The following is an 18852-nucleotide window of genomic DNA, read 5'->3' as shown; positions in this document are numbered from 1 at the left end:
CAATAATTAGAGTGTTTTTAGATAATCTATGAGGTCTTCGATATCATTATCTGACATATCCCATCTTGGCATTGTATAATCCAACTCTTCCCCATCAGGTTCGACACCATCCCTGATGGCTGCTTTTATCGTTTCATCAGTATAAGCAGGGTGTTCATCATGTTCAATTGCATCCTGAACTTCATCTGCATGATCATCTTCAGCAGTTAAAGTACTGTACCTTATATCTGAAGGGATATCCGTCCCCATCATTATCAGAACACCACCTCTGCCACTTACTCCATGACAGCTTACACAACTGCCACCATGCACATATAGCCAGTGTGGACCACCGCTTGCCGGGATCAGTTGCCCTTCATCATTATACCCTGTATAATATATCAGCTCACCATTCGAATCGAATTGTGAAGCGACATTTGAAGGCAAGGAGCGGTCGTACTGATCAGGATACATGTATCCCGGACCATGCCAGAACTCCTCCTGAGGTGGCGAATTATATGAATCCCCAATCAGGCTCACACATCCTGATATCACTATAGCGATACCGATACCGATCAAAAATAATAGAATTGGTTTTTTCAAATATCATTCCCCCCACTTAGAATGAATATAGAAAAAATATAAGGTGGAGACTATTAATATATTGTGATTGGATTTGGGGTTATTTGAAAGCAAAAAAATAGATGATGTGAGATACAACTCTCACATATCATCAGGATACAAAGCCCTATCCATTTTCCTCAAACTATCCCGTGCCTGCTTGATCTTAACATCATCGGGCTTCAACCTCAAGGCCTCATTATAACATTCAATGGCACCTGCACGGTTATCGAGCATGCGTAAGCAATCCCCTTTGCACTTCCACACCTTGGCATTGTCCCTGTAACCGATGTTCAGCATTCGATTAAAGCACTCTAATGCCAGAGGATACATCTTCATCTGAAGATGGGTGATGCCCTTATTGAACAGAGCAGTAACATTGTCCGGCTCCAGCTGTAAAGCCTTATCAAAGCAATAACAGGCCTTCTTATGGTCCTTCTCATCCCTGCCGGCAGCAACTCCCAGTTTCACCCACTCGGCAGCACTGCCTGATCCCTGCTTCTTAAGCTTCCTCTTTGCTCTGTTCAAAGCTTCAGCAGGACTGTCACCGGCTTTGACCGGTCTGGAAATTCCACGACCCGGTACAGCACTGCTCCTCTGCTTTGCAACCTCGGACAGATGGGTCCTCTGAGGAATATATGCAGGTTTGCCAAGCATCTTCCTGAGGATCATTATTGCAGCATCCTTGTCCAGGGGCTCATTGTTATTGCCGCATTTGGGGGACTGGATACACGAAGGACAGCCACCCTTGCAAGGGCAGCCCTCTATGGCCTTCAATGTGACCTCGAGCATCTCCTCGATCTTTGCATAACCGGCTTCAGCATAGCCCACGCCGCCGGCATGGCCATCATAGATGAAAATACCGCTCCTATTGCCTATATCTCCATGCTCGGAAGTTGAAACACCGCCCACATCATTGCGGTCAGCCAGCAAATGCAAAGGATACATAGCGATCAGAGCATGTTCGATGGCATGGATCCCGCCATTGAAATCCCTGTCGTGTTCCTCCACAAGCCCCACAAGGCCATCAGGCAGCTCAAGCCAGAGAGCTTCGGTCTCAAGACTGAACTCCGGCATATCAAGGTCGAACCTCCCAAGTTCATTTTCAGAACGAAGCTGGAGCTTCCTGTATCCCGTCACCTGCTGGATGACCTCCACATACCCGAAACCAACACTGACCCCATCAAAAGTGGAAAGGGGCTTGCTATCTATGACATCACGCACAGCAATATCAGACGTTACCTGAGCCCTGGTATGATACGCATCTCTCGCCTTCTCGACCTGAATGATACGCTTCTCATGGTCCAGTTTCGTCACACAATACGGAGTACCCTTATTGAAGTAGATAGCACCTTTAAAGCCTTCACGATAAGCCCGCAACCTGTCTATATCCTTCTCAAGGGGCTTGCGGGAACCTTTCTCAAAGATAGTATAACCATTGCTATCAGTGCCTCTGATATGGACCCGCATATGTGTCCCGCCATCCAGGGAACGCTTCTCAAAACCGCCTTCAAGTAGACCTTCTTCCTCAAGGGCAGCGACTATTCGTTTGAACTCCTCACCGAAATAACGCTCATCCTCATCCCTTAAAGGCAGCTCCTTTGCTGCACAGAGCAAATGGTCGGCCTGAATGTTCCTATTCGAGACATTGATGACAGCCCGCTCGCATTCCTTAACGAAGAAATCTCCCGGATTCCTCATATAATACTGATCAAGAGCATTAGAATCCGCGACCAGAACAACAATGCTCTCACTGCTGCCCCTGCCTGCACGGCCTGCCTGCTGTCTCGCACTCATCAAAGTGCCCGGGAATCCATCGATAACACAGGCATCCAGACCTCCGATATCGATACCAAGTTCAAGGGCCGTAGTCGATATCACGCCTGCGATCTCACCTCTTGACAATCCCTTCTCTATGGCCTCCCTCTCATCGCCATAATAACCGCCTCTGTAAGAGCTTATGGTCTTTTGGACACCTCGGCCTTCGAGTTGGTTCCTTGCCTCCACGAACATCTTTTCGACCTTCTGCCTCGCCCTTGTAAAGACGATGGTCTGAAGATCGTTCTGGACGAAGGTGGTGAAGATGTTGACAGTATCACCAAAGCTCGCTTTTCGAACAGTGAAGTTCTTTGAGCGGGAATAAAGAGGTGGGTTCCAGAACATGAACTTTTGAGCACCCCTGCCGGAACCATCATTATCTATCAAAGTAACATCCTTGCCTATCAAGGCTGAAGTATGTTCCATTGGATTTCCAATGGTCGCAGTACAGCATATATACTGCGGACTTGAACCATAGTGGTCACAAATGCGGTTAAGCCTCCTCAAAAGGTTGGCCATATTGATACCCGTAACACCGCTATACGTATGGCTCTCATCAAGAACTATATATTTGAGGTTCGACAGGAACTTTTTCCACTGCTGCTTCCACTGTAAAAAGCTCAGATGTACCATTTCAGGATTTGTAAAAAGGATACGCGGATTCCCATACTTCACTGCGGATTTCTCCTCAGGGGGCATTGTTCCGATGAACTTGTTAATATTGAGGTCAAGTCCCATGGAATCCCTGAACTTCTCAAAGCTCTCAAGCTGATCGTTCACAAGAGCGTTCAGAGGAGAAATATAAAGAGCAGTGGCATTAGGATCATCCATCAATGTCTCAAAGATGGGAAGCATGTAACACAACGATTTCCCGCTGGCAGTACTGGTGGAAAGCACGACATCCTTACCGTCCAGCACCTCCTTTACAGCATCCGCCTGATGGGTATAAAGTTCTTTAACACCCTTCTCAGCAAGAGCATATCGTATCAAAGGTTTAAGTTCGACCGAACCGAATTCCGCATCCCGTGGCAAAATATTCTCTACGTGAACTATCTGACCTTCATAGCCACGTGAAGAACTGATGATCTTGATGATTCCTGACATATCCATTAATGAAAACCAACCGTAAAAACACGTGATTATACTTAAAATCTCAGGACAGGGGGTTTGTAGAAATCCTCATTTGAATAATAAAAACAGCTCTGACATATCTGTCAAGGTTATGTACTAATACCTTGAATTTAATCTCTTATAGTTGATTACAGTACTTTTTTGCCTTAATTTCCTCACCATATTTTCTTTTCAGTACAGAAAACATCGTTTCTACCAGATTTCTAATTTGTTAAACAAAACACAATCTTCCCTTTTGTGTTTTCTTGTGCTAAGTAATACTCAGTGGATAATCCTGTTTAAAATTTTATGTGAAAATTAAATGGAAAAATAGGTTTTCTACAGAGCCAAACTTGTTTACATGCAACTCATTTAATTATGTGTTTTGATGCAAAACTAGCGTAAGAAATACGCTTTAAACAACTTGTTTTTTTACATCATCTTTCGATTTGGTATAGCATGTATATTAATAAATTTCATCATTAAAAATCTAATATTTAGTTAGAACTTTTTAAACTAAGAAGTATATAATATTTTGAATATAATGAATAACTTTATTAATTTTGACTGTCATCGTTGAGTAGTTAATATTTAGGAGAAAGATGCAGCAGTAACTGCTCTCAGGGAGAATTCGATTTATATGAAATACCTATTTGACACCAATGTTCTTTTGAAGAATCCAGCTCTGCTTAGGGATTACCATCGGGATGCTGTTGTCTCACCCACGGTACTTAGCGAACTCGATTATAGGAAGAGGTTTCCGGAGCATCAGGAAAATGCTCAGCTTTCTATCAAGCACATCAACTTTCATCACATAAAAGTGCTTGACAGATCCAGGGACGGCAACGAATGCAACAATGATGCAAGGATAATCAATGAAGCTAAAAGTGCGACTTCTACTGGCCGGATCACAGTCGTATCAGATGATGAAGGATTGCAGGTGGTTGCCAGGACTGCGGGTGTGAACTGCATTAATCTTGCTTCGTTCCAGAAAGAGATGATGCATTCAAAGGATGTTCCCACAGAGGATGATAGGAAGCTGTTCGTTATGGTAAAGGAAGGAAAGTTCAAAGACGCTGAAGCGTTCCTTCAGGAACATCGGATAAATCCGAATTTCATCGGTGAGGACAACCTGACTCCTCTTATTCATTTTGTTCGGGCCAGGCAATTCGAGAAGATGAAGTTCTGTATGTCACTGCCGGGGTGCGATCTTGACAAATATGATAGCGGGAAATTCCCAATGCCGCCATATGTGCATGCTGCACAAAGAGGCTGGTTCAAAGGAGTTCAATATCTCCTTGACAACGGTGCCGATCCCAGCCTCCTCGGCAAAGGAAAGAACAAAGGGAACAGTGCATTGCTGATTGCAGTATGGGATGGGCGTTTTGAGATAGTCAAGTATCTTCTCGAGACCAAAAACCTGCAGATCAGTATAAACCAGGCTGATGGGAACGGTTTTACACCTATTATGAAAGCTGCGATTAAGGGACAAACAAATATTGCACGCTATCTTCTCGAACAACCGGGTATTGACCTCCTGATACGTGACCGGGATGGGAGGTCTGCACAGGACCATGCTCAAGAGAAAAACCATTCAGAAATATTAAGAATGATAACAGATTATAATATTCGATGAACTGCGAAATATATTCCACATGTGATATGGTGGAAAGAATCTGCATTTCTGTGAACAGCCACTGCAATTATGCATGCAGGTACTGCTATTTCTTCAACCCTGAGAACCGTGTGTCTCCGGAACCTCCTCTCAGTGCAGAAGAAATAGTATCCATAATGGAACGCTGCTTCGAATACCACCAGAAATACGATTTCACAAAAAAGATCAAGATCAACTTTGTGGGAAGTGGTGAACCTCTGCTTAACTGGAAAGAAATAGCCATGGCAGTGTCAAAATTCCGGGAAATGCACCCAAAGCAGGAACGTATAAAGTTATACACAGTGACCAATGCTTCACTGGTAACCCCTGAGATAGCTCAGGAAATGAAACATCTCGGAATAATCCCCAGCGTTTCACTCGATGGACCGCGGGAAATGCATGATGCAAATCGTCTTTTCCATAATGGCAAAGGAACCTTTGATGCAACGATGAAAGGTATTTCCATTTTGCAGGAGGCTGGATTCGATGTGGCGATCAATACGACCCTCAACAAACATCTGCTGAATCATCTTGACATCTATTTTGATTTCGTGAAAGAGCAAGGCTTCAACAAGGTGATCTTTGACCGATTGGTCGATGTTCCTGAAGGGATAGAATCCATCTCCTGCCAGGATTACTATGGTTTCCTATCTGCAGTTGCAGACATTCTGGATCAAGCTGATCTCAAACATCTTGAAATTGGCAATCTGGAAGCGTATAGGCGGAACTTCTCAGGAGCACCCGATCACGTTTGTACTATGTTCGGTGGTAGTTGTGGTGCAGGCACGCATTTCCTGATATACATGGGCAAAAATGTGTACCCTTGCGGCAGAATGTTCGGAAAAGGTGAGTGGCTGCTCGGAAACTATGAGCAGGAGATCGACATTCTTCAGCAACATATGCACAGCAAGATCCCACACAGGACCGATTGCCTTTCTTGCAACGTTTCTAACGAATGTGTTCGGGATTGCCTTCTCGAACATAATACAGCTAAATACAGTTGCAATAGTCGTCAAGACTTCCTTTGCAGCTTTCAAAATAAATCAAATTGATAGGAGCCATCTATGATCATCGCTATATATGGAATCTCAGGTTGTGGAAAAACAACCCTATGCAGGAAAATTGAAAGATACACTAATAATTTCAAAATTGTCGATGGCTCATCCTTAATGGATGAAATTATCCCTGGTGGGATATCTGCATTCAAAAAAATGAGTGATGAAGAGAAATACCGATACAGAGAAATTGTCATTCGGGAGATTGAGTCAAGGCATCGCCAGGCACCCTATCACACAATCGTGACTGGCCATTATGCATTCCTTAAAAAGGATGGAAGCTATGAGATAGCTTGGACCGAAGCAGATGGGGATGTATATGACCATATATTCTGTATCAGATCAAACGCTGAAAGGATCAAGGAACAATGTCTTCGAGATTCCCAAAGGACACGCACAGATCATTCAGTTTCACAATTAGAAAATTGGCAGGACCTCGAATGTAAAGAACTTGAAACAATATGCAGAAAACGAAACATACCTTATTCCATATTGTCGTCGTCTGACATTGATAGCAGACATGTGGAATTTTACAGGATCCTGGCACAATCGAATATCTCTGAATTGTGTAAAGAACTAAAACCTAACATGGGTAGTTCGTATTCGGTATTCGATTGTGACGGCACACTGTTTGCTGGTGATTGCCTCGATTATTTGACAAGTTCGGATAACATTGAAAGTGAAACTATTCGTTCCATCTTTGAAAAGAGAGGAGATTATTGTTTCGAATCGTTTTTCGAGGTTGCTCAGTACTATTCAAAGATACCATCTGAACAAATGCAGGATTTTATCGATCGGACTGCCCAGTCAATAATCCTGGACCCTGTCATCCTGGATACTCTGAAACAACACAGCATCAACAGAACTCTTGTCTGGATAACATCTGGTTTTCCGGAAATATGGAAAATAGTGGCGAATAGATATGGTCTTAACGTAAAAGTAATAGGTGGCAATAATCTCGCATCGAGTGAAACCATTGTGAGTAATGAGGAAAAGGCAGCTCTTGTAAGGACATTGGTAAACAACGGAGCAGAGGTAATTGCTTATGGTGACTCAATGGTAGATGCAGAGATGTTGAAAAGTGCACATCAAGCAGTAGTGGTCATAGGGAAAAAAAGAAGAGATGACCTTTTCGATTACCTTGACGATCACAAGAATTTGTCAGTTATCGATATACGCCAAACAAAAGTGGAGGTAGCAAAATGATCATCAATCTCGAAAATAGTAGCAATGCAATTAAGATCTTATCAACTCAATCCCGCCGTGCAGACCTCAGCCCTGTTCAATTAAAAGAGATTCATCGCAGACAAGGCCAATTGCTCAGTTACGAATATGTGAATGGATTGGACCTGGGACCAGTCGAAATAGAGCATGTCCAAGGAGTGAGACAAGGTCTTGATATTGCACCACATGAGTTCACTCTTATCCTAACGATGATGCGGTCAGGCCTCTATGTTGCAGATGGTTTCAGAGATATTCTTGATTCATGTTCACAACTTGAATTCATTCATGAAAAAACAGAGATCAATGAGCTTGTCTCGAAATATCAACTCAATGAAATGAATGTTGTAATTGTTGATTCGGTCATCAATACCGGTAAGTCCGTTGAGAAAGTGATTCAGGCACTGCCACCCTGCAAAAGTCTCACAGTGGTTTGTCAGGTAATGCAAGTTGATTTTGCACGTTCGTCCTTTGCAGAATGTGAAAATATTTGCTTTATTACCTGTAGAATTTCTGAAAATTTCTATGTTGGCAAAGGAAAAACAGATACAGGTAACCGACTTTTTGGCAATGTACTTTATATTCAAACTGCGCGTTCTGGTTGCATTGTCCAGGAAGAGTTCTGCTCTGATAACGCAAAACAAGCTAACTGAAGTAATAAAATGCATCGATAAAGTATTGCATTATAGGCTCGATCATGCCGATTCTCTCTTCACAAAAGGCTATATGTTTTAGAAACAGAACCAACTTGGAGAGGCATTAGAATGCATAAATAGGAGCCTTCAATTGGATCGAGTCAAGGAACTTCTGATAGCGTGCAAATCGAGGGCATCTTAAATTCAAATTCGGAAATAGAAGACCTTGTTTCAAAATTAAATAGGAAGGTTTCAGCATGTATAAATTGATAAAATTTTGACCCTGTAGAAATCCTCGATATTCGGAAACTAATTCAATTTAAAAAATAATGGAATGTGTTACATGATATTGGAATATAATCACAATTTCAGCCCATAGATATTGATTTTGAGAGGTTTTCTACATACCCAGTAAAAGATAATCTCAAAAGCTCATTTTCTGTAATGAGGTGTTAGCTTCTTTTCGATCCTGGTAAATATGATATCAAATGCTATCGCTATCAGAATAGCCGGAATAGCACCTGCGAGGATCTTCTCATTATTGAACGCGACCAGTCCCTGGAATATAAGCTCGCCAAGGCCACCACTTCCGATATATGCAGTAAGGATAGCAATACTGTTGATGAGGATAAAAGCGAACTTAATACCTGCAAAGATAGCGGGATAAGCATTTGGCAGGCGAACATAGCGCAGGATCTGCCATTCGTTCAACCCGATACCGTCTGCATAATCAAGCATTGATGGATCTACCGTTGAAAGCCCGATATACGTGTTCTTGATTATGGGAAGCAATGCACGAAGTAATATCGCCACCACGGCAGGATAGAAACCGATTCCCATAAGAGGGACCACGATAGCAACAACTGCAAAGCTTGGGACCGCCTGTGCAAGATTTGCGAACTTGGTCACCACATAACCAAAACGCTTGTTGTAAAGTGAACCAAATGCAAGAGGCATGGATATGAGAATGCTTATGATCAGTGTCATAATCACCAATACCATGTGGTCAGCAGTATGGCTGAGTATAGTCTCAAGAGTTACCATATACCATACCTCCTCTGAAGGCGTTTCTCAACAATTCCGGCAAGCCCGTCAAAGATGACAGCTAACAACCCCGTCCAGAGACCGGCTACCAGGATCGTGTTTATCTTATAGAGCTGTATTCCGGCAATAAGGGCTGCTCCAAGTCCACCTGCAGCAATGAGACCACCAAGTGTTACAACACCCATGGTAAAAACAAGAGCTATACGCAAACCTCCGACGATCATAGGTAAAGAAAGAGGTATCCTGACCTTGAACAAAATATCCTTTTCGGATAGTCCCATTGCACGTGCAATCTCAACATATTTGAGATCCACTTCTTTAAGACCGGTATAGGTATTTCGTGTAATGGGTAAAAGGGAATAAAGTACTGATGCCACAATGGTAGGGTCTCTTCCAAGCCCGAATATAGGCAATAGCAGAACCAATAATGGAATGTCGGGTATGGTCTCTACAAGATTTAAAAGATTGAGCATGGGATGTGCTATCCTTGGTCTGGAGAAAAGGAACAATCCAAGAGATACACCTATGATGGAAGCCAGAACTATGGCAATGCTGAACATCGTCAAATGCTCGATGGTACGCAATGTCAATGAGTTAGTTTCCCAGACTTCAATAAGATCAGACAATAACAGAGAATCAACCCCTTTTGTGTTCCTTATCCAATTACCTGACTGAAAGCATCATTTGGAAACAGGAAACCGCTTAGTTTTCCATCGGTCAGGACAAAGGCCATGGAATGTCCATCCTTTTGCATTATTTTCAGTGAGGATGAAAGCAGTTCATTTCTGGAAAATGAAGGAATTTTAACAACATGATCTACGATCTTGCTCTCCTTATCATCCATACGCAAGAGATCTATAAGCTTTACAATACCAAGCGGACCCGAACCATTAGAAACCACAGCGATCTCTATGTTCTTCTCTATCATGGAACTAATAGCACTCTCAACATCAAGGGACCCATCGTGGACATACATGCACTCAAGAGGGGATATAAGGTCCTTTATTTTCAATGTATCAAGGTGCTTGAACTTCTTACTGGTATCCACAATGCTTGCCACCATCTCGTTTACGGGATGGAAGATCAATTCTTCAGCTGTGCCTATCTGAACAAGTTTTGCCTCATCCATTATCGCGATCCTGTCAGCGAGCTTGAAAGCTTCCTCGATATCGTGTGTTACAAAGATTATGGTCTTTCCCAGTTTTTCCCGGATCTCACAGAACTCTTCCTGAAGTTGTTTTCTTAGGATAGGGTCAAGGGCACCGAAGGGTTCGTCCATGAGCAAAAGAGGAGGGTCCATCACAAGTGCTCTTGCAAGTCCGACCCTCTGCTGTTGTCCACCACTTAATTGATGGGGATATCTATCCATGAACATCTCGGCAGGAAGGGAAACAAAATCAAGGAGATATTCTACTCTGTCCTTGATCTTTTTCTCGTCCCAGCCTTCCAGCTTGGCAACAAGACCAATGTTCTCGGCAATGGTCATGTGAGGGAACAGCCCGATATTCTGTATGACATAACCGATGTTCCTGCGAAGAGCGACCGGTTCAAGTTCCATGATATCCTTATCATTGATGAGAATGGTTCCTGAATCAGGTTCTATCAAACGATTGATCATACGGAGTGTGGTGGTCTTTCCTGACCCACTGGGCCCTATGAAAATTACCAGTTCCCCACCTTCAATATCAATAGAAACATCATTGATAGCAAACCTGTCATCATATTTCTTCGTCACACCACGAATCTGTATCGAATCGATCCTGTCGAATAACCTTTTGGATGGCATAATAGATCTCACATTAAAAAGCTGTTTTTCAGCTATAAAAAAAGAAAGATAATATGAACCAAATAGATTGAAGAGGAAATTACTCCTCTGCCAATTCAGTTCCTATCAATCCATTCTCTATTAAAAAGTCCCTGGCAATGTCCTCAGCCTCACGCTTTTCGACATCGAACTGGTAGTTAAGACCTCTCATGGTCTCTGTGTCTATCTGACCATCCAGTTTCTCAAGAGCCGCAACAGCATCAGGATTTGCTTCTGCAAATTCAGCAGACATTACAACGATCGCATCATATGGAGGTAATGCATTCATGTCATCTTCCAGTATCGTAAGATCGAATAACTCGTTCCTTGTATCTGTAGTATAAGCTGAGATGACATCGACCTCATCGAGTTTGATAGCCTCATACATGAGTGTAGCAACTGTTGGCTTAACCTCTTTGAACTCAAATCCATAGAGAGTGCTTATGCGTGGAAGACCGTCTTCACGAAGTGCAAACTCAGGATCAGTGCCGATTATCAGATCAGGTGCATGGGTTTCAAGATCACTTATTGTGACAACATTGTTCTCCTCTGCCCACTGCTCTTTCACTGCAAGTGCATAGGCATCTTCAAAACCAAGATCGCTTACTACCAGTACTCCATCTTCCTTCAGACCTTCTTCAGCTTTCTGGTAAACGACTTCCGGGTCCCAGACTTCAAGAGCAGGCTCTTCAAGTATCTGGCTGTATGCAGTACCAGTATATTCAACATATACATCCACACTGCCCTGTTTCAGACCCTCATAATTTACGAAAGTACCTCCAAGGCCTTCCTTAACATCGACCTCGTATCCTGCTTCTTCAAGCATTATACCGGCCATGTGAGCCAGGATGTATGATTCCTGGAACAGCTTTGAACCTATGACCACAGTTCCCTTCTCCACTTCTGTATCATCAGAAGCAGGTTCTGTACATCCACTAAGAATAACAGCTAAAGCAACAAACGTTGCAAGTAGAATTTTCCAATTCATATTTTACCCCTTCACAAAGTGAACTTTAGAATATTTATACATTTGGTTGTCAGCAATTTATTTTCACTATGCATCAACCAAAAAGTGATAAATTACTTGAAAATAATAAAAGGAGTAAGATTCGTTTTAACAGTAGCTTCAAAGAACAATAAAAAGAAGAAAGAAAGACCCTTATAAGGGCCAAGATCCAAATAAAAAAGGAACAGGATGCTTATCAGACAGCATCCTTTCCGATCTGTGCAATAGTATCATCGATATCCTTTGCCAGCTCTTCAGGAAGACCTGTAATACCAACATCGAGGAAACCACGGACGATCATTCCCACTGCATCTTCTTCTGAAAGACCGCGTGCCATCAGGTATTCTACCTGTTCCCGGGCGATCCTTCCGACAGCAGCTTCGTGAGTGAGTTCCACATCTGCCACGTTCGCTTCAAGGACCGGAATGGCAAGCTGTGTACCTCCATCCTTAAGAACAAGACCATGGCATTCAAGGTGACCCTTACAATGCGGTTCATTTGCCACCATTTCGCCTCTGGCAATGACCTTACCACCTGTTGTGATAGTCCTTGATATCAGTTCAGCCTTTGTGTTTGGTGCATTGAAAAGGACCCTGCTGCCAAGGTCAAGCTCTGAATTCGGATGAGCAACGGCTATGGTATGGAACCTTGCAAATGCTCCTTCCCCATCAAGTATCGCAGTCGGATAGGACTGAATTGACCTTACGGGTTTTAGCAGGATGTAATTATTGACGAAAGATGCCCCCTCTTCCAGATGGATAACTGTCCTTGGTCTGACACCGACATCATCCGCCCAGTTGTGTATCATGGTGAAGTTCAGAACACCGCCCTTCTTGACATATATTTCTGAGATACCAAGATGCATTGCCCTTTCAACACCCTTTTTGGTGGTACATCCTGTAATGACATCGAGCTTTGCATCCTCTTCCACGATAAGGATGTTGTGAACGGTCTGTGTAACGTTCTTATGGCCCATCATAAGACAGGTCTGCACAGGCATGGAACTTTTTTGTCCGGCAGGTGCACGGATAAAATAACCGTTAGCATTTTCAAGATAGCTCTTTGCAGTGTACTTGTCAGCATCCACTGCGACAAGCTTCCAGGAATAATCCTTGAGCCAATCATGTTTTTCCAGGGCTTCATGAAGTGACATCAGCTCGATGTTGGGGTCCTTAAGTGAAGAGTGGGAAACCGCATTATCGAGCATCAAGAAACTGCCTGAGCGGTCCTTCTCATCCGTCAACACACCAACGTTCAGGAGCGTTTGCTTGAACTCATCATCAAGGTCCTCAAGATCCTCTGTTTGTGGAACTTCCTTTGCAGCAACCTCGAATTCGTTAAGGTCGAAATCCTCTCCATACATCGCAGATTTTTCAATGGCCTTCTCAGCCCTTTCCTTTAGAGACGTGCCACTTTGCATTCTATACACTCCTGATATCCCTGTGCTTTTATTTCCTTGAGCATTTCACGCGGATTGCCTCTGCACATGACAGTACCATTGCAGAGTATGTATCCCACGTCCGGTTCAACGTAATCGAGAACCTGACCTGTATGTGTTATAATAAGTGCGGAATTTCCTCTCTTGTGATGGTCAACAAAACATTTCGACCTGCTTGAGAGCAGCTCATCGATGGTCGTACCGATCTCTTCGATACTCACAAGATCCACACCTGATTCCGGTTCATCGAGCAGATAAAGACATGGGTTCTGTGCGGAAAGCTGCAACAGTTCAGACCTCTTGATCTCACCGCCGGAAAAACCGACATTCACATCCCTGTCCATGAAGCGTTCCATATCCAGCTTCTTAGAAGCGGCTTCGGTGTCAAGGCTGTGTTCATTGCTTATGACCTTTACCAGATCCTTAAGTTTAACACCGGTGAGGTTGGGTGGTCTCTGTGTCATGATCCCAAGACCACGTTCTGCCCTTTCATTCACTGGAAGGTGGGTGATATCCTCTCCCTTGAACAATATCTGTCCACCCACAATATCATAACCGCTAAATCCCATAAGCGTCATGAGAAGAGCAGATTTGCCGGCACCATTTGGGCCAAAAAGGACAGTCGTGCTGCCCTGTTCCACTTTGAGATTGACCTTGTTAAGGATTTTCCTTCCGCCAATCTCTACTGTAAGATCTTTTATCTCGAGCATATTTCCTCCGATCATTTTGAAGAGATCTCTTTTTCGTATTGAAGTACAAGAATTCCAGACTTCACAGATTGTTAACAGATAATAAATGTAGACCGTTTTGCAAATCAGAATACGTGTCTAATACTTACGTCTATCGATATTAATTGCAGATTAGACTTAAAACACATTCAACATAAAGGTTTTGAATAGATGTTAACGGCGTGAAATTGCGTTCGATAAGATATATAATTTTTCTTTGCGAATTCAAGGTTCTTGATCTTTCAACTGGTAATAATCCCAGGGAAATGTCAAACAGTCTAAAATCGAAATGTTTATAACATATTAGATAAATTTTAGAGACTGTTGAGTTTCATATTGAAGTTATCGATTGGATAATAATATACATGAAATCATTGATGGGGATACCACACATGAAAATAGAATATTCTATATTTGGGACTATAATATTATCTTACTTGACTTTGGGCATATTCGCAGAAATTCACAACACTTTAGTAACCGGTGTTCTCTTAACGAACTTTGCACCACTTTCAATAACAGAAAGAGTTCTTTTTCTCATTATAACCACTTTATTTGGGGCCATGCTCTTCAAATTCGTTGGAGCGAACAGGCTTGCTGATCAGCAATAAGATCAGCAAGCCTGTGGATCCTATGCTGATTTAAAATAAAGGGATCTTCACAGAGAACTTCCTGAAAAGTGTTTCGCAAATGTGATCAAAATTGATGCAGGTAAAATAAGATATTTAAGCTGTTCATCTTTTTTATGATAAAGAACAAGTGTCAGAAAGATACCTGCATATCTTATGCTCCAGTTGAAAGATCAGAATGCCACCATACATATTCGAAACTGGCATTCTTAAGCTCCTTTTGCCCCCCAGGAACGTTGAAATCATCCCAATCAACATAAAGAGCATCATCAAATGCTATCTCGGTCTGGAAGATCTTTACCATATTCTGATCCCCCATTCCATTCCGCCTTATTGCACTTCCAGTGAAAACGATCTTTTTACCGGCTAATTCCCCTGGATGTGTGACAATTACTGAAGTAGCTGTGAAAACAGAATCAACGATTGAAGTTTTCACTTCAGGATTAGTACAAAGCCACTTTTTTTCAAATCCAATAACAATGGAATCTATATTTTCATAGTAGCTCACTCCGGTTATGCGGACTTCAGAACCATCGAGTGCCAAGGATATTTCATCAAACAGGATATCCTCGATAGTTTGGTTTTCCTGTTGTACGGAGTTGATCGTTGGGTTACTATCAAGAGGGAGATTACTATATACCAGAGCAGTAAAGCAAAGAATGAGAAATATTAGTAGAAAATGTCTGCGTATTTCTAAGTGTAGCATTCTTTTTTACTCCCCAGTGACATTATTGTGGAAGTAATAAATAAAATAACTTATAAAAAAGGTTTTCGACTTTATCTAAAAAAAGATAAAAATCAAATGAAATAGATAAAAGTGATATTGCCTTTATCGAGAATAGTCTCGAAAACTCAACAAAATAACTTTTGCTATGGAAGTGGACTTTATCAGAGATCAGTTAGATCCAGAGTCCCTTCCCATACACCATGGACATTACAGTATTCAAGGGCACAGAATGACTTAAATTCCTCGATGTTTTCGATCTTGAAACTAACGTCCGGTATAGTATTACCCGGACTAAGGACCATCCTGCCAAGATTTACTGTAGCTCCTTCCTGTTTTACACCATAGAGTTCGATCCATGCGATGTGGTGTTCAATTGTGTTTGGATGCGCAACCTCTTTGCCAACGATCACCCGAACTAAGTTATTCCCATCTCGGCCATGGCCACTCAGGATCTCGATCGTTGGAACATGCTTTTCAAGCATCACATTCTCAGATTCCGTGTATTCCCCTTTCAAAATATTTTTAAAACTCATGTAATCACCTTTTAACTATAATACCCATTTTTTATTAACAACTTCGGTATATGCTATTTTTGGTATTGTCATAAGATCAAAGAATCAAAAATGAGAAGAATTGACAGATGTGTGTGAAAAATAGTTGGAAAAATAGGTTTCCGGGGAAATAAAATGTATTAATTTGGACACTCCAGGTGATCCAGAATGTCAGTTCATTGTTTTGAAAATATTCTGTTGATTCAATCTAAAGGATACTCTTTTGCTTCTTTACCCAAGAAATATCCCATAACAGTCCTGATACCTACAACTGCACCCAAAAGTATAATTTCTTCAGTTGTGGGAGCTAGCACCGTCTCAATAATGTCAGCTGCTATGTAAAACTCGAGTCCGAATATTATTCTATTAGTTAGATCTCTTCGGATCTCATTATATTCGTATTGCTTTTTAAATATCTCAAACATGATCAACTTGTACGTTGATCTCAAGCCACCGTACGTTATTAAGACCGTTCCCACCATTGTGAATAAACTGCCAATTGATCTCAATATGATCTCTACGATCGTATATGTATCCACTTAATTCCCCACTTACTAATAATTAGCAATATGTCGCTATTTCTACTTAAAGTTTGATGAACTTCGAATCTGATCCAGCAATTAACATCCATTGTGTATATGAAAGTCAAATTGACCTTAGAAGATAAAGGAAGATCCAATTGTATTTGCAATAATTCGGATATTAACAATAGATACACTGTGATAAGCATTTTAATTTCTTAAGATCTTGAAATACTAATGCTGATCCAAGCATTCACAAAAAAAGCTGATTATGGAATTCAGTTAAACCTCTTAAAAGTATTTGGATTTCACTCGTCTTCAAATAGATGATCAAGGTACAGCTTTCTGACACATGTGGAACCGTATGGACCAATTATTCCAGACTTTAGTTCGATATACCAGCATTCGTTCATAGCCCTACCACAACATCGACATTTACTGCTTTCTTTTTTGAAAACTATTTTTGGCTTGTAGAATTCCAGTTCATGTGCTTCACGACAGAAATGATAAGTGCCATCCCTCTTTTCAACAATTCCTTCCGTTCTGGCAGCTTCCATTATATCGTTCACTACATCATAGTTCTTTGTCACTGTTTTGGACAATAGTGTTCTGATCTCAAGTGGAGATAGTTCAGTTGCACAAATTGTTGCAATATATTCCAGCCCTTTCTGGACGGTCTTTGAATATTTCATTTCATCCCTTTATCCATTTGCCATATAGAACGGAGTGAATCCCGCTTTATTATCATTAATTGTAAATAATGAACATATGTCTTCGTCCATCAAGTTGTGTATCTGGTACAAACATATACAAGGGAGTTTTTGTTATTAAATATTTACATAATTATTGAATTCTTGCACTTGAAAAGAAATATCTCACAGGTTTCATCCACTACAACAATCCATGCGATTCATCGGAAGATCAGTTATACAAATATTGTCGATAGGAGGAAGACAACTCGCACTGCATGACAATGAAATATCAGAGGGACTAATTAAATTTCCATTAAGCCACAAATATTATAACACATGATTTCATTTAGAAGACCTAATCTAATTAAAACCTAAAATCTGTTTTACCCAGCGTTGGGCTAGTATCCAATGTTAACTGGAGATTTTAATATTAAGTAGGAAAAAAAAATCGAAGTACGAAATCTAACTAAAATTTTTGGGAAAAAACCCAAGAAAGCACTTTCTCTCATTGAAACCGGATCCTCAAAAAGTGAAATTTTTGAAAGGACAGGACAGAACGTTGGACTTTACAACGTCAATTTTGATATATATGAAGGCGAGATCTTTGTGATAATGGGCCTTTCCGGCTCAGGAAAATCCACTCTTTTGCGATGCATAAACCGCCTCATAGAACCAACTGCCGGAAACATAATTCTCGATGGTGATGATGTGGCCACAGCAGATTCTGAGGAACTGCGAGAGATACGCAGGAAAAAAATGGGAATGGTGTTTCAGAATTTTGCACTCATTCCCCATAGAACTGTCCTTGATAACGTTGCATACGGTCTTGAGATACAGGGCATATCTAAGGAAGAGAGAGATGCTAAGGGAAAGGAAGCTATCGAGACAGTTGGCCTCAAAGGCTATGAAGATAGCAAAACATCCCAGCTCAGTGGAGGAATGCAGCAGAGGGTCGGACTTGCAAGGGCTCTTGCAACTGATCCAGACGTACTGCTGATGGATGAAGCCTTCAGTGCTCTTGATCCCCTCATACGAAGCGAGATGCAGGACGAATTGCTTGCACTGGAAGAGAAGATGCAGAAAACGATCGTTTTCGTATCCCATGACCTTGATGAGGCCTTAAAACTGGGTGATAGGATCATGATCATGCATGATGGTCAGATAGCTCAGATAGGCACTGCTGAAAATATCCTCACAGAACCTGCAGATGATTATGTATCTAAGTTCGTAGCAGGTGTGGACAGGACAAAGATCCTCACTGCAGAATCGGTCATGAAACGTGCCGATCCTGTTGTATCAATGAACTCCAGTCCAAAAGTAGCCTTGCAGTTGATGAGAGAACATGGCATATCATCCATATTCGTCGTAAACAGGGAGAAGCATCTGAAAGGTATTATTTCAGTTGATGATGCAGTAATTGGTTCAAAAACCGGGGAGACCATAAAGGACGTCATGACAAGCGATGTCACAGTAACCCACTTAGATACACCTTTGAACGAACTTATCCCGACAATAGAAACCAGTTCGCCGATTGCAGTTACAAAGGAGGATGGAAAACTCCTTGGAGTAATTGTGAGGGGAAGTGTACTTGGTGCACTTGCGATAGAGGAGGTGTGATC

The 18852-nt window shown here is 41.8% G+C and carries 18 protein-coding genes and 1 pseudogene; 6 read left to right on the top strand and 13 right to left on the bottom strand.

Annotated elements, in window-relative coordinates:
• Nucleotides 1-6 precede the first annotated feature (6 nt).
• The 3 genes and pseudogenes from AC20MK_RS05660 to AC20MK_RS05650 form a co-directional block, all read right to left on the bottom strand.
• Nucleotides 7-582, bottom strand: a complete 576-nt coding sequence (locus AC20MK_RS05660) for a c-type cytochrome (protein WP_487356996.1) — start codon at nt 580-582, stop codon at nt 7-9.
• Between the two features lie 120 nt (nt 583-702).
• Nucleotides 703-3522, bottom strand: a complete 2820-nt coding sequence (locus tag AC20MK_RS05655) for a DEAD/DEAH box helicase (RefSeq protein ID WP_487356995.1) — start codon at nt 3520-3522, stop codon at nt 703-705.
• 49 nt (nt 3523-3571) lie between these two features.
• Nucleotides 3572-3754: pseudogene (locus tag AC20MK_RS05650) on the bottom strand (IS5/IS1182 family transposase); the annotation flags it as partial.
• Nucleotides 3755-4168: 414 nt separating this feature from the next.
• Between AC20MK_RS05650 and AC20MK_RS05645 the strand changes: the two are divergent.
• The 4 genes from AC20MK_RS05645 to AC20MK_RS05630 are packed head-to-tail and all read left to right on the top strand — an operon-like array spanning nt 4169 to nt 8111.
• Complete coding sequence (locus tag AC20MK_RS05645; protein ID WP_487356994.1) at nt 4169-5164, top strand: ankyrin repeat domain-containing protein; 996 nt, start codon at nt 4169-4171, stop codon at nt 5162-5164.
• Complete coding sequence (locus AC20MK_RS05640) at nt 5161-6234, top strand: radical SAM protein (protein ID WP_487356993.1); 1074 nt, start codon at nt 5161-5163, stop codon at nt 6232-6234. Before AC20MK_RS05645 ends, AC20MK_RS05640 begins: the two co-directional genes overlap by 4 nt.
• Nucleotides 6235-6246: 12 nt before the next feature.
• A complete protein-coding gene (locus AC20MK_RS05635; protein WP_487356992.1) occupies nt 6247-7443 on the top strand; it encodes an AAA family ATPase in 1197 nt (398 codons plus the stop codon).
• Nucleotides 7440-8111, top strand: a complete 672-nt coding sequence (locus AC20MK_RS05630; protein ID WP_487356991.1) for a uracil phosphoribosyltransferase — start codon at nt 7440-7442, stop codon at nt 8109-8111. The genes AC20MK_RS05635 and AC20MK_RS05630 overlap by 4 nt, the downstream gene beginning before the upstream one ends.
• 414 nt (nt 8112-8525) lie before the next feature.
• On the opposite strand, the gene AC20MK_RS05625 is transcribed toward AC20MK_RS05630, so the two are convergent.
• The 6 genes from AC20MK_RS05625 to AC20MK_RS05600 form a co-directional block, all read right to left on the bottom strand.
• Nucleotides 8526-9137: an ABC transporter permease gene (locus tag AC20MK_RS05625; protein ID WP_487356990.1), complete on the bottom strand. Its 612-nt coding sequence runs from the start codon at nt 9135-9137 to the stop codon at nt 8526-8528.
• The gene (locus AC20MK_RS05620) at nt 9131-9763 is read right to left on the bottom strand and encodes an ABC transporter permease (protein WP_487356989.1); all 633 of its coding nucleotides are present in this window, start codon (nt 9761-9763) and stop codon (nt 9131-9133) included. The genes AC20MK_RS05625 and AC20MK_RS05620 overlap by 7 nt, the downstream gene beginning before the upstream one ends.
• A gap of 29 nt (nt 9764-9792) precedes the next feature.
• Entirely contained in the window at nt 9793-10923 is a 1131-nt protein-coding gene (locus tag AC20MK_RS05615) for an ABC transporter ATP-binding protein (RefSeq protein ID WP_487356988.1), read from the bottom strand.
• Nucleotides 10924-11002: 79 nt separating this feature from the next.
• Nucleotides 11003-11929, bottom strand: a complete 927-nt coding sequence (locus tag AC20MK_RS05610; protein ID WP_487356987.1) for a glycine betaine ABC transporter substrate-binding protein — start codon at nt 11927-11929, stop codon at nt 11003-11005.
• A gap of 214 nt (nt 11930-12143) precedes the next feature.
• The gene (locus AC20MK_RS05605; protein WP_487356986.1) at nt 12144-13367 is read right to left on the bottom strand and encodes a SufB/SufD family protein; all 1224 of its coding nucleotides are present in this window, start codon (nt 13365-13367) and stop codon (nt 12144-12146) included.
• Nucleotides 13346-14095, bottom strand: coding sequence for an ABC transporter ATP-binding protein (locus AC20MK_RS05600; RefSeq protein ID WP_487356985.1), 750 nt, complete (start codon nt 14093-14095; stop codon nt 13346-13348). Before AC20MK_RS05600 ends, AC20MK_RS05605 begins: the two co-directional genes overlap by 22 nt.
• A gap of 410 nt (nt 14096-14505) precedes the next feature.
• Between AC20MK_RS05600 and AC20MK_RS05595 the strand changes: the two genes are divergently transcribed.
• The gene (locus AC20MK_RS05595) at nt 14506-14724 is read left to right on the top strand and encodes a hypothetical protein (RefSeq protein WP_487356984.1); all 219 of its coding nucleotides are present in this window, start codon (nt 14506-14508) and stop codon (nt 14722-14724) included.
• A gap of 172 nt (nt 14725-14896) precedes the next feature.
• On the opposite strand, the gene AC20MK_RS05590 is transcribed toward AC20MK_RS05595, so the two are convergent.
• From AC20MK_RS05590 to AC20MK_RS05575, 4 genes are all read right to left on the bottom strand, one after another.
• The gene (locus tag AC20MK_RS05590; RefSeq protein ID WP_487356983.1) at nt 14897-15448 is read right to left on the bottom strand and encodes a hypothetical protein; all 552 of its coding nucleotides are present in this window, start codon (nt 15446-15448) and stop codon (nt 14897-14899) included.
• 182 nt (nt 15449-15630) lie between these two features.
• On the bottom strand, nt 15631-16002 hold the full coding sequence (locus AC20MK_RS05585; RefSeq protein WP_487356982.1) for a class II SORL domain-containing protein: 372 nt from the start codon (nt 16000-16002) through the stop codon (nt 15631-15633).
• 221 nt (nt 16003-16223) lie between these two features.
• The gene (locus tag AC20MK_RS05580) at nt 16224-16559 is read right to left on the bottom strand and encodes a DUF1622 domain-containing protein (protein ID WP_487356981.1); all 336 of its coding nucleotides are present in this window, start codon (nt 16557-16559) and stop codon (nt 16224-16226) included.
• 290 nt (nt 16560-16849) lie between these two features.
• Nucleotides 16850-17233, bottom strand: a complete 384-nt coding sequence (locus tag AC20MK_RS05575) for a DUF5830 family protein (RefSeq protein ID WP_487356980.1) — start codon at nt 17231-17233, stop codon at nt 16850-16852.
• Between the two features lie 447 nt (nt 17234-17680).
• Between AC20MK_RS05575 and AC20MK_RS05570 the strand changes: the two genes are divergently transcribed.
• Complete coding sequence (locus tag AC20MK_RS05570) at nt 17681-18850, top strand: quaternary amine ABC transporter ATP-binding protein (protein WP_487357070.1); 1170 nt, start codon at nt 17681-17683, stop codon at nt 18848-18850.
• Nucleotides 18851-18852: the final 2 nt, after the last annotated feature.

The sequence above is a fragment of the Methanococcoides sp. DA23 genome (genome assembly GCF_057593895.1).
The sequence above is the reverse complement of the archived record's forward strand: the minus strand, read 5'-3'. Positions and strand labels throughout refer to the sequence as shown.

Bases quoted from the DNA above. Each gene is read 5' to 3' on its own strand.
- AC20MK_RS05615 (WP_487356988.1), bottom strand. From the start codon at position 10,923: ATGCCATCCAAAAGGTTATTCGACAGGATCGATTCGATACAGATTCGT.
- AC20MK_RS05640 (WP_487356993.1), top strand. From the start codon at position 5,161: ATGAACTGCGAAATATATTCCACATGTGATATGGTGGAAAGAATCTGC.
- AC20MK_RS05645 (WP_487356994.1), top strand. From the start codon at position 4,169: ATGAAATACCTATTTGACACCAATGTTCTTTTGAAGAATCCAGCTCTG.
- AC20MK_RS05635 (WP_487356992.1), top strand. From the start codon at position 6,247: ATGATCATCGCTATATATGGAATCTCAGGTTGTGGAAAAACAACCCTA.
- AC20MK_RS05595 (WP_487356984.1), top strand. From the start codon at position 14,506: ATGAAAATAGAATATTCTATATTTGGGACTATAATATTATCTTACTTG.
- AC20MK_RS05610 (WP_487356987.1), bottom strand. From the start codon at position 11,929: ATGAATTGGAAAATTCTACTTGCAACGTTTGTTGCTTTAGCTGTTATT.
- AC20MK_RS05605 (WP_487356986.1), bottom strand. From the start codon at position 13,367: ATGCAAAGTGGCACGTCTCTAAAGGAAAGGGCTGAGAAGGCCATTGAA.
- AC20MK_RS05590 (WP_487356983.1), bottom strand. From the start codon at position 15,448: ATGCTACACTTAGAAATACGCAGACATTTTCTACTAATATTTCTCATT.
- AC20MK_RS05585 (WP_487356982.1), bottom strand. From the start codon at position 16,002: ATGAGTTTTAAAAATATTTTGAAAGGGGAATACACGGAATCTGAGAAT.
- AC20MK_RS05625 (WP_487356990.1), bottom strand. From the start codon at position 9,137: ATGGTAACTCTTGAGACTATACTCAGCCATACTGCTGACCACATGGTA.
- AC20MK_RS05575 (WP_487356980.1), bottom strand. From the start codon at position 17,233: ATGAAATATTCAAAGACCGTCCAGAAAGGGCTGGAATATATTGCAACA.
- AC20MK_RS05655 (WP_487356995.1), bottom strand. From the start codon at position 3,522: ATGTCAGGAATCATCAAGATCATCAGTTCTTCACGTGGCTATGAAGGT.
- AC20MK_RS05600 (WP_487356985.1), bottom strand. From the start codon at position 14,095: ATGCTCGAGATAAAAGATCTTACAGTAGAGATTGGCGGAAGGAAAATC.
- AC20MK_RS05630 (WP_487356991.1), top strand. From the start codon at position 7,440: ATGATCATCAATCTCGAAAATAGTAGCAATGCAATTAAGATCTTATCA.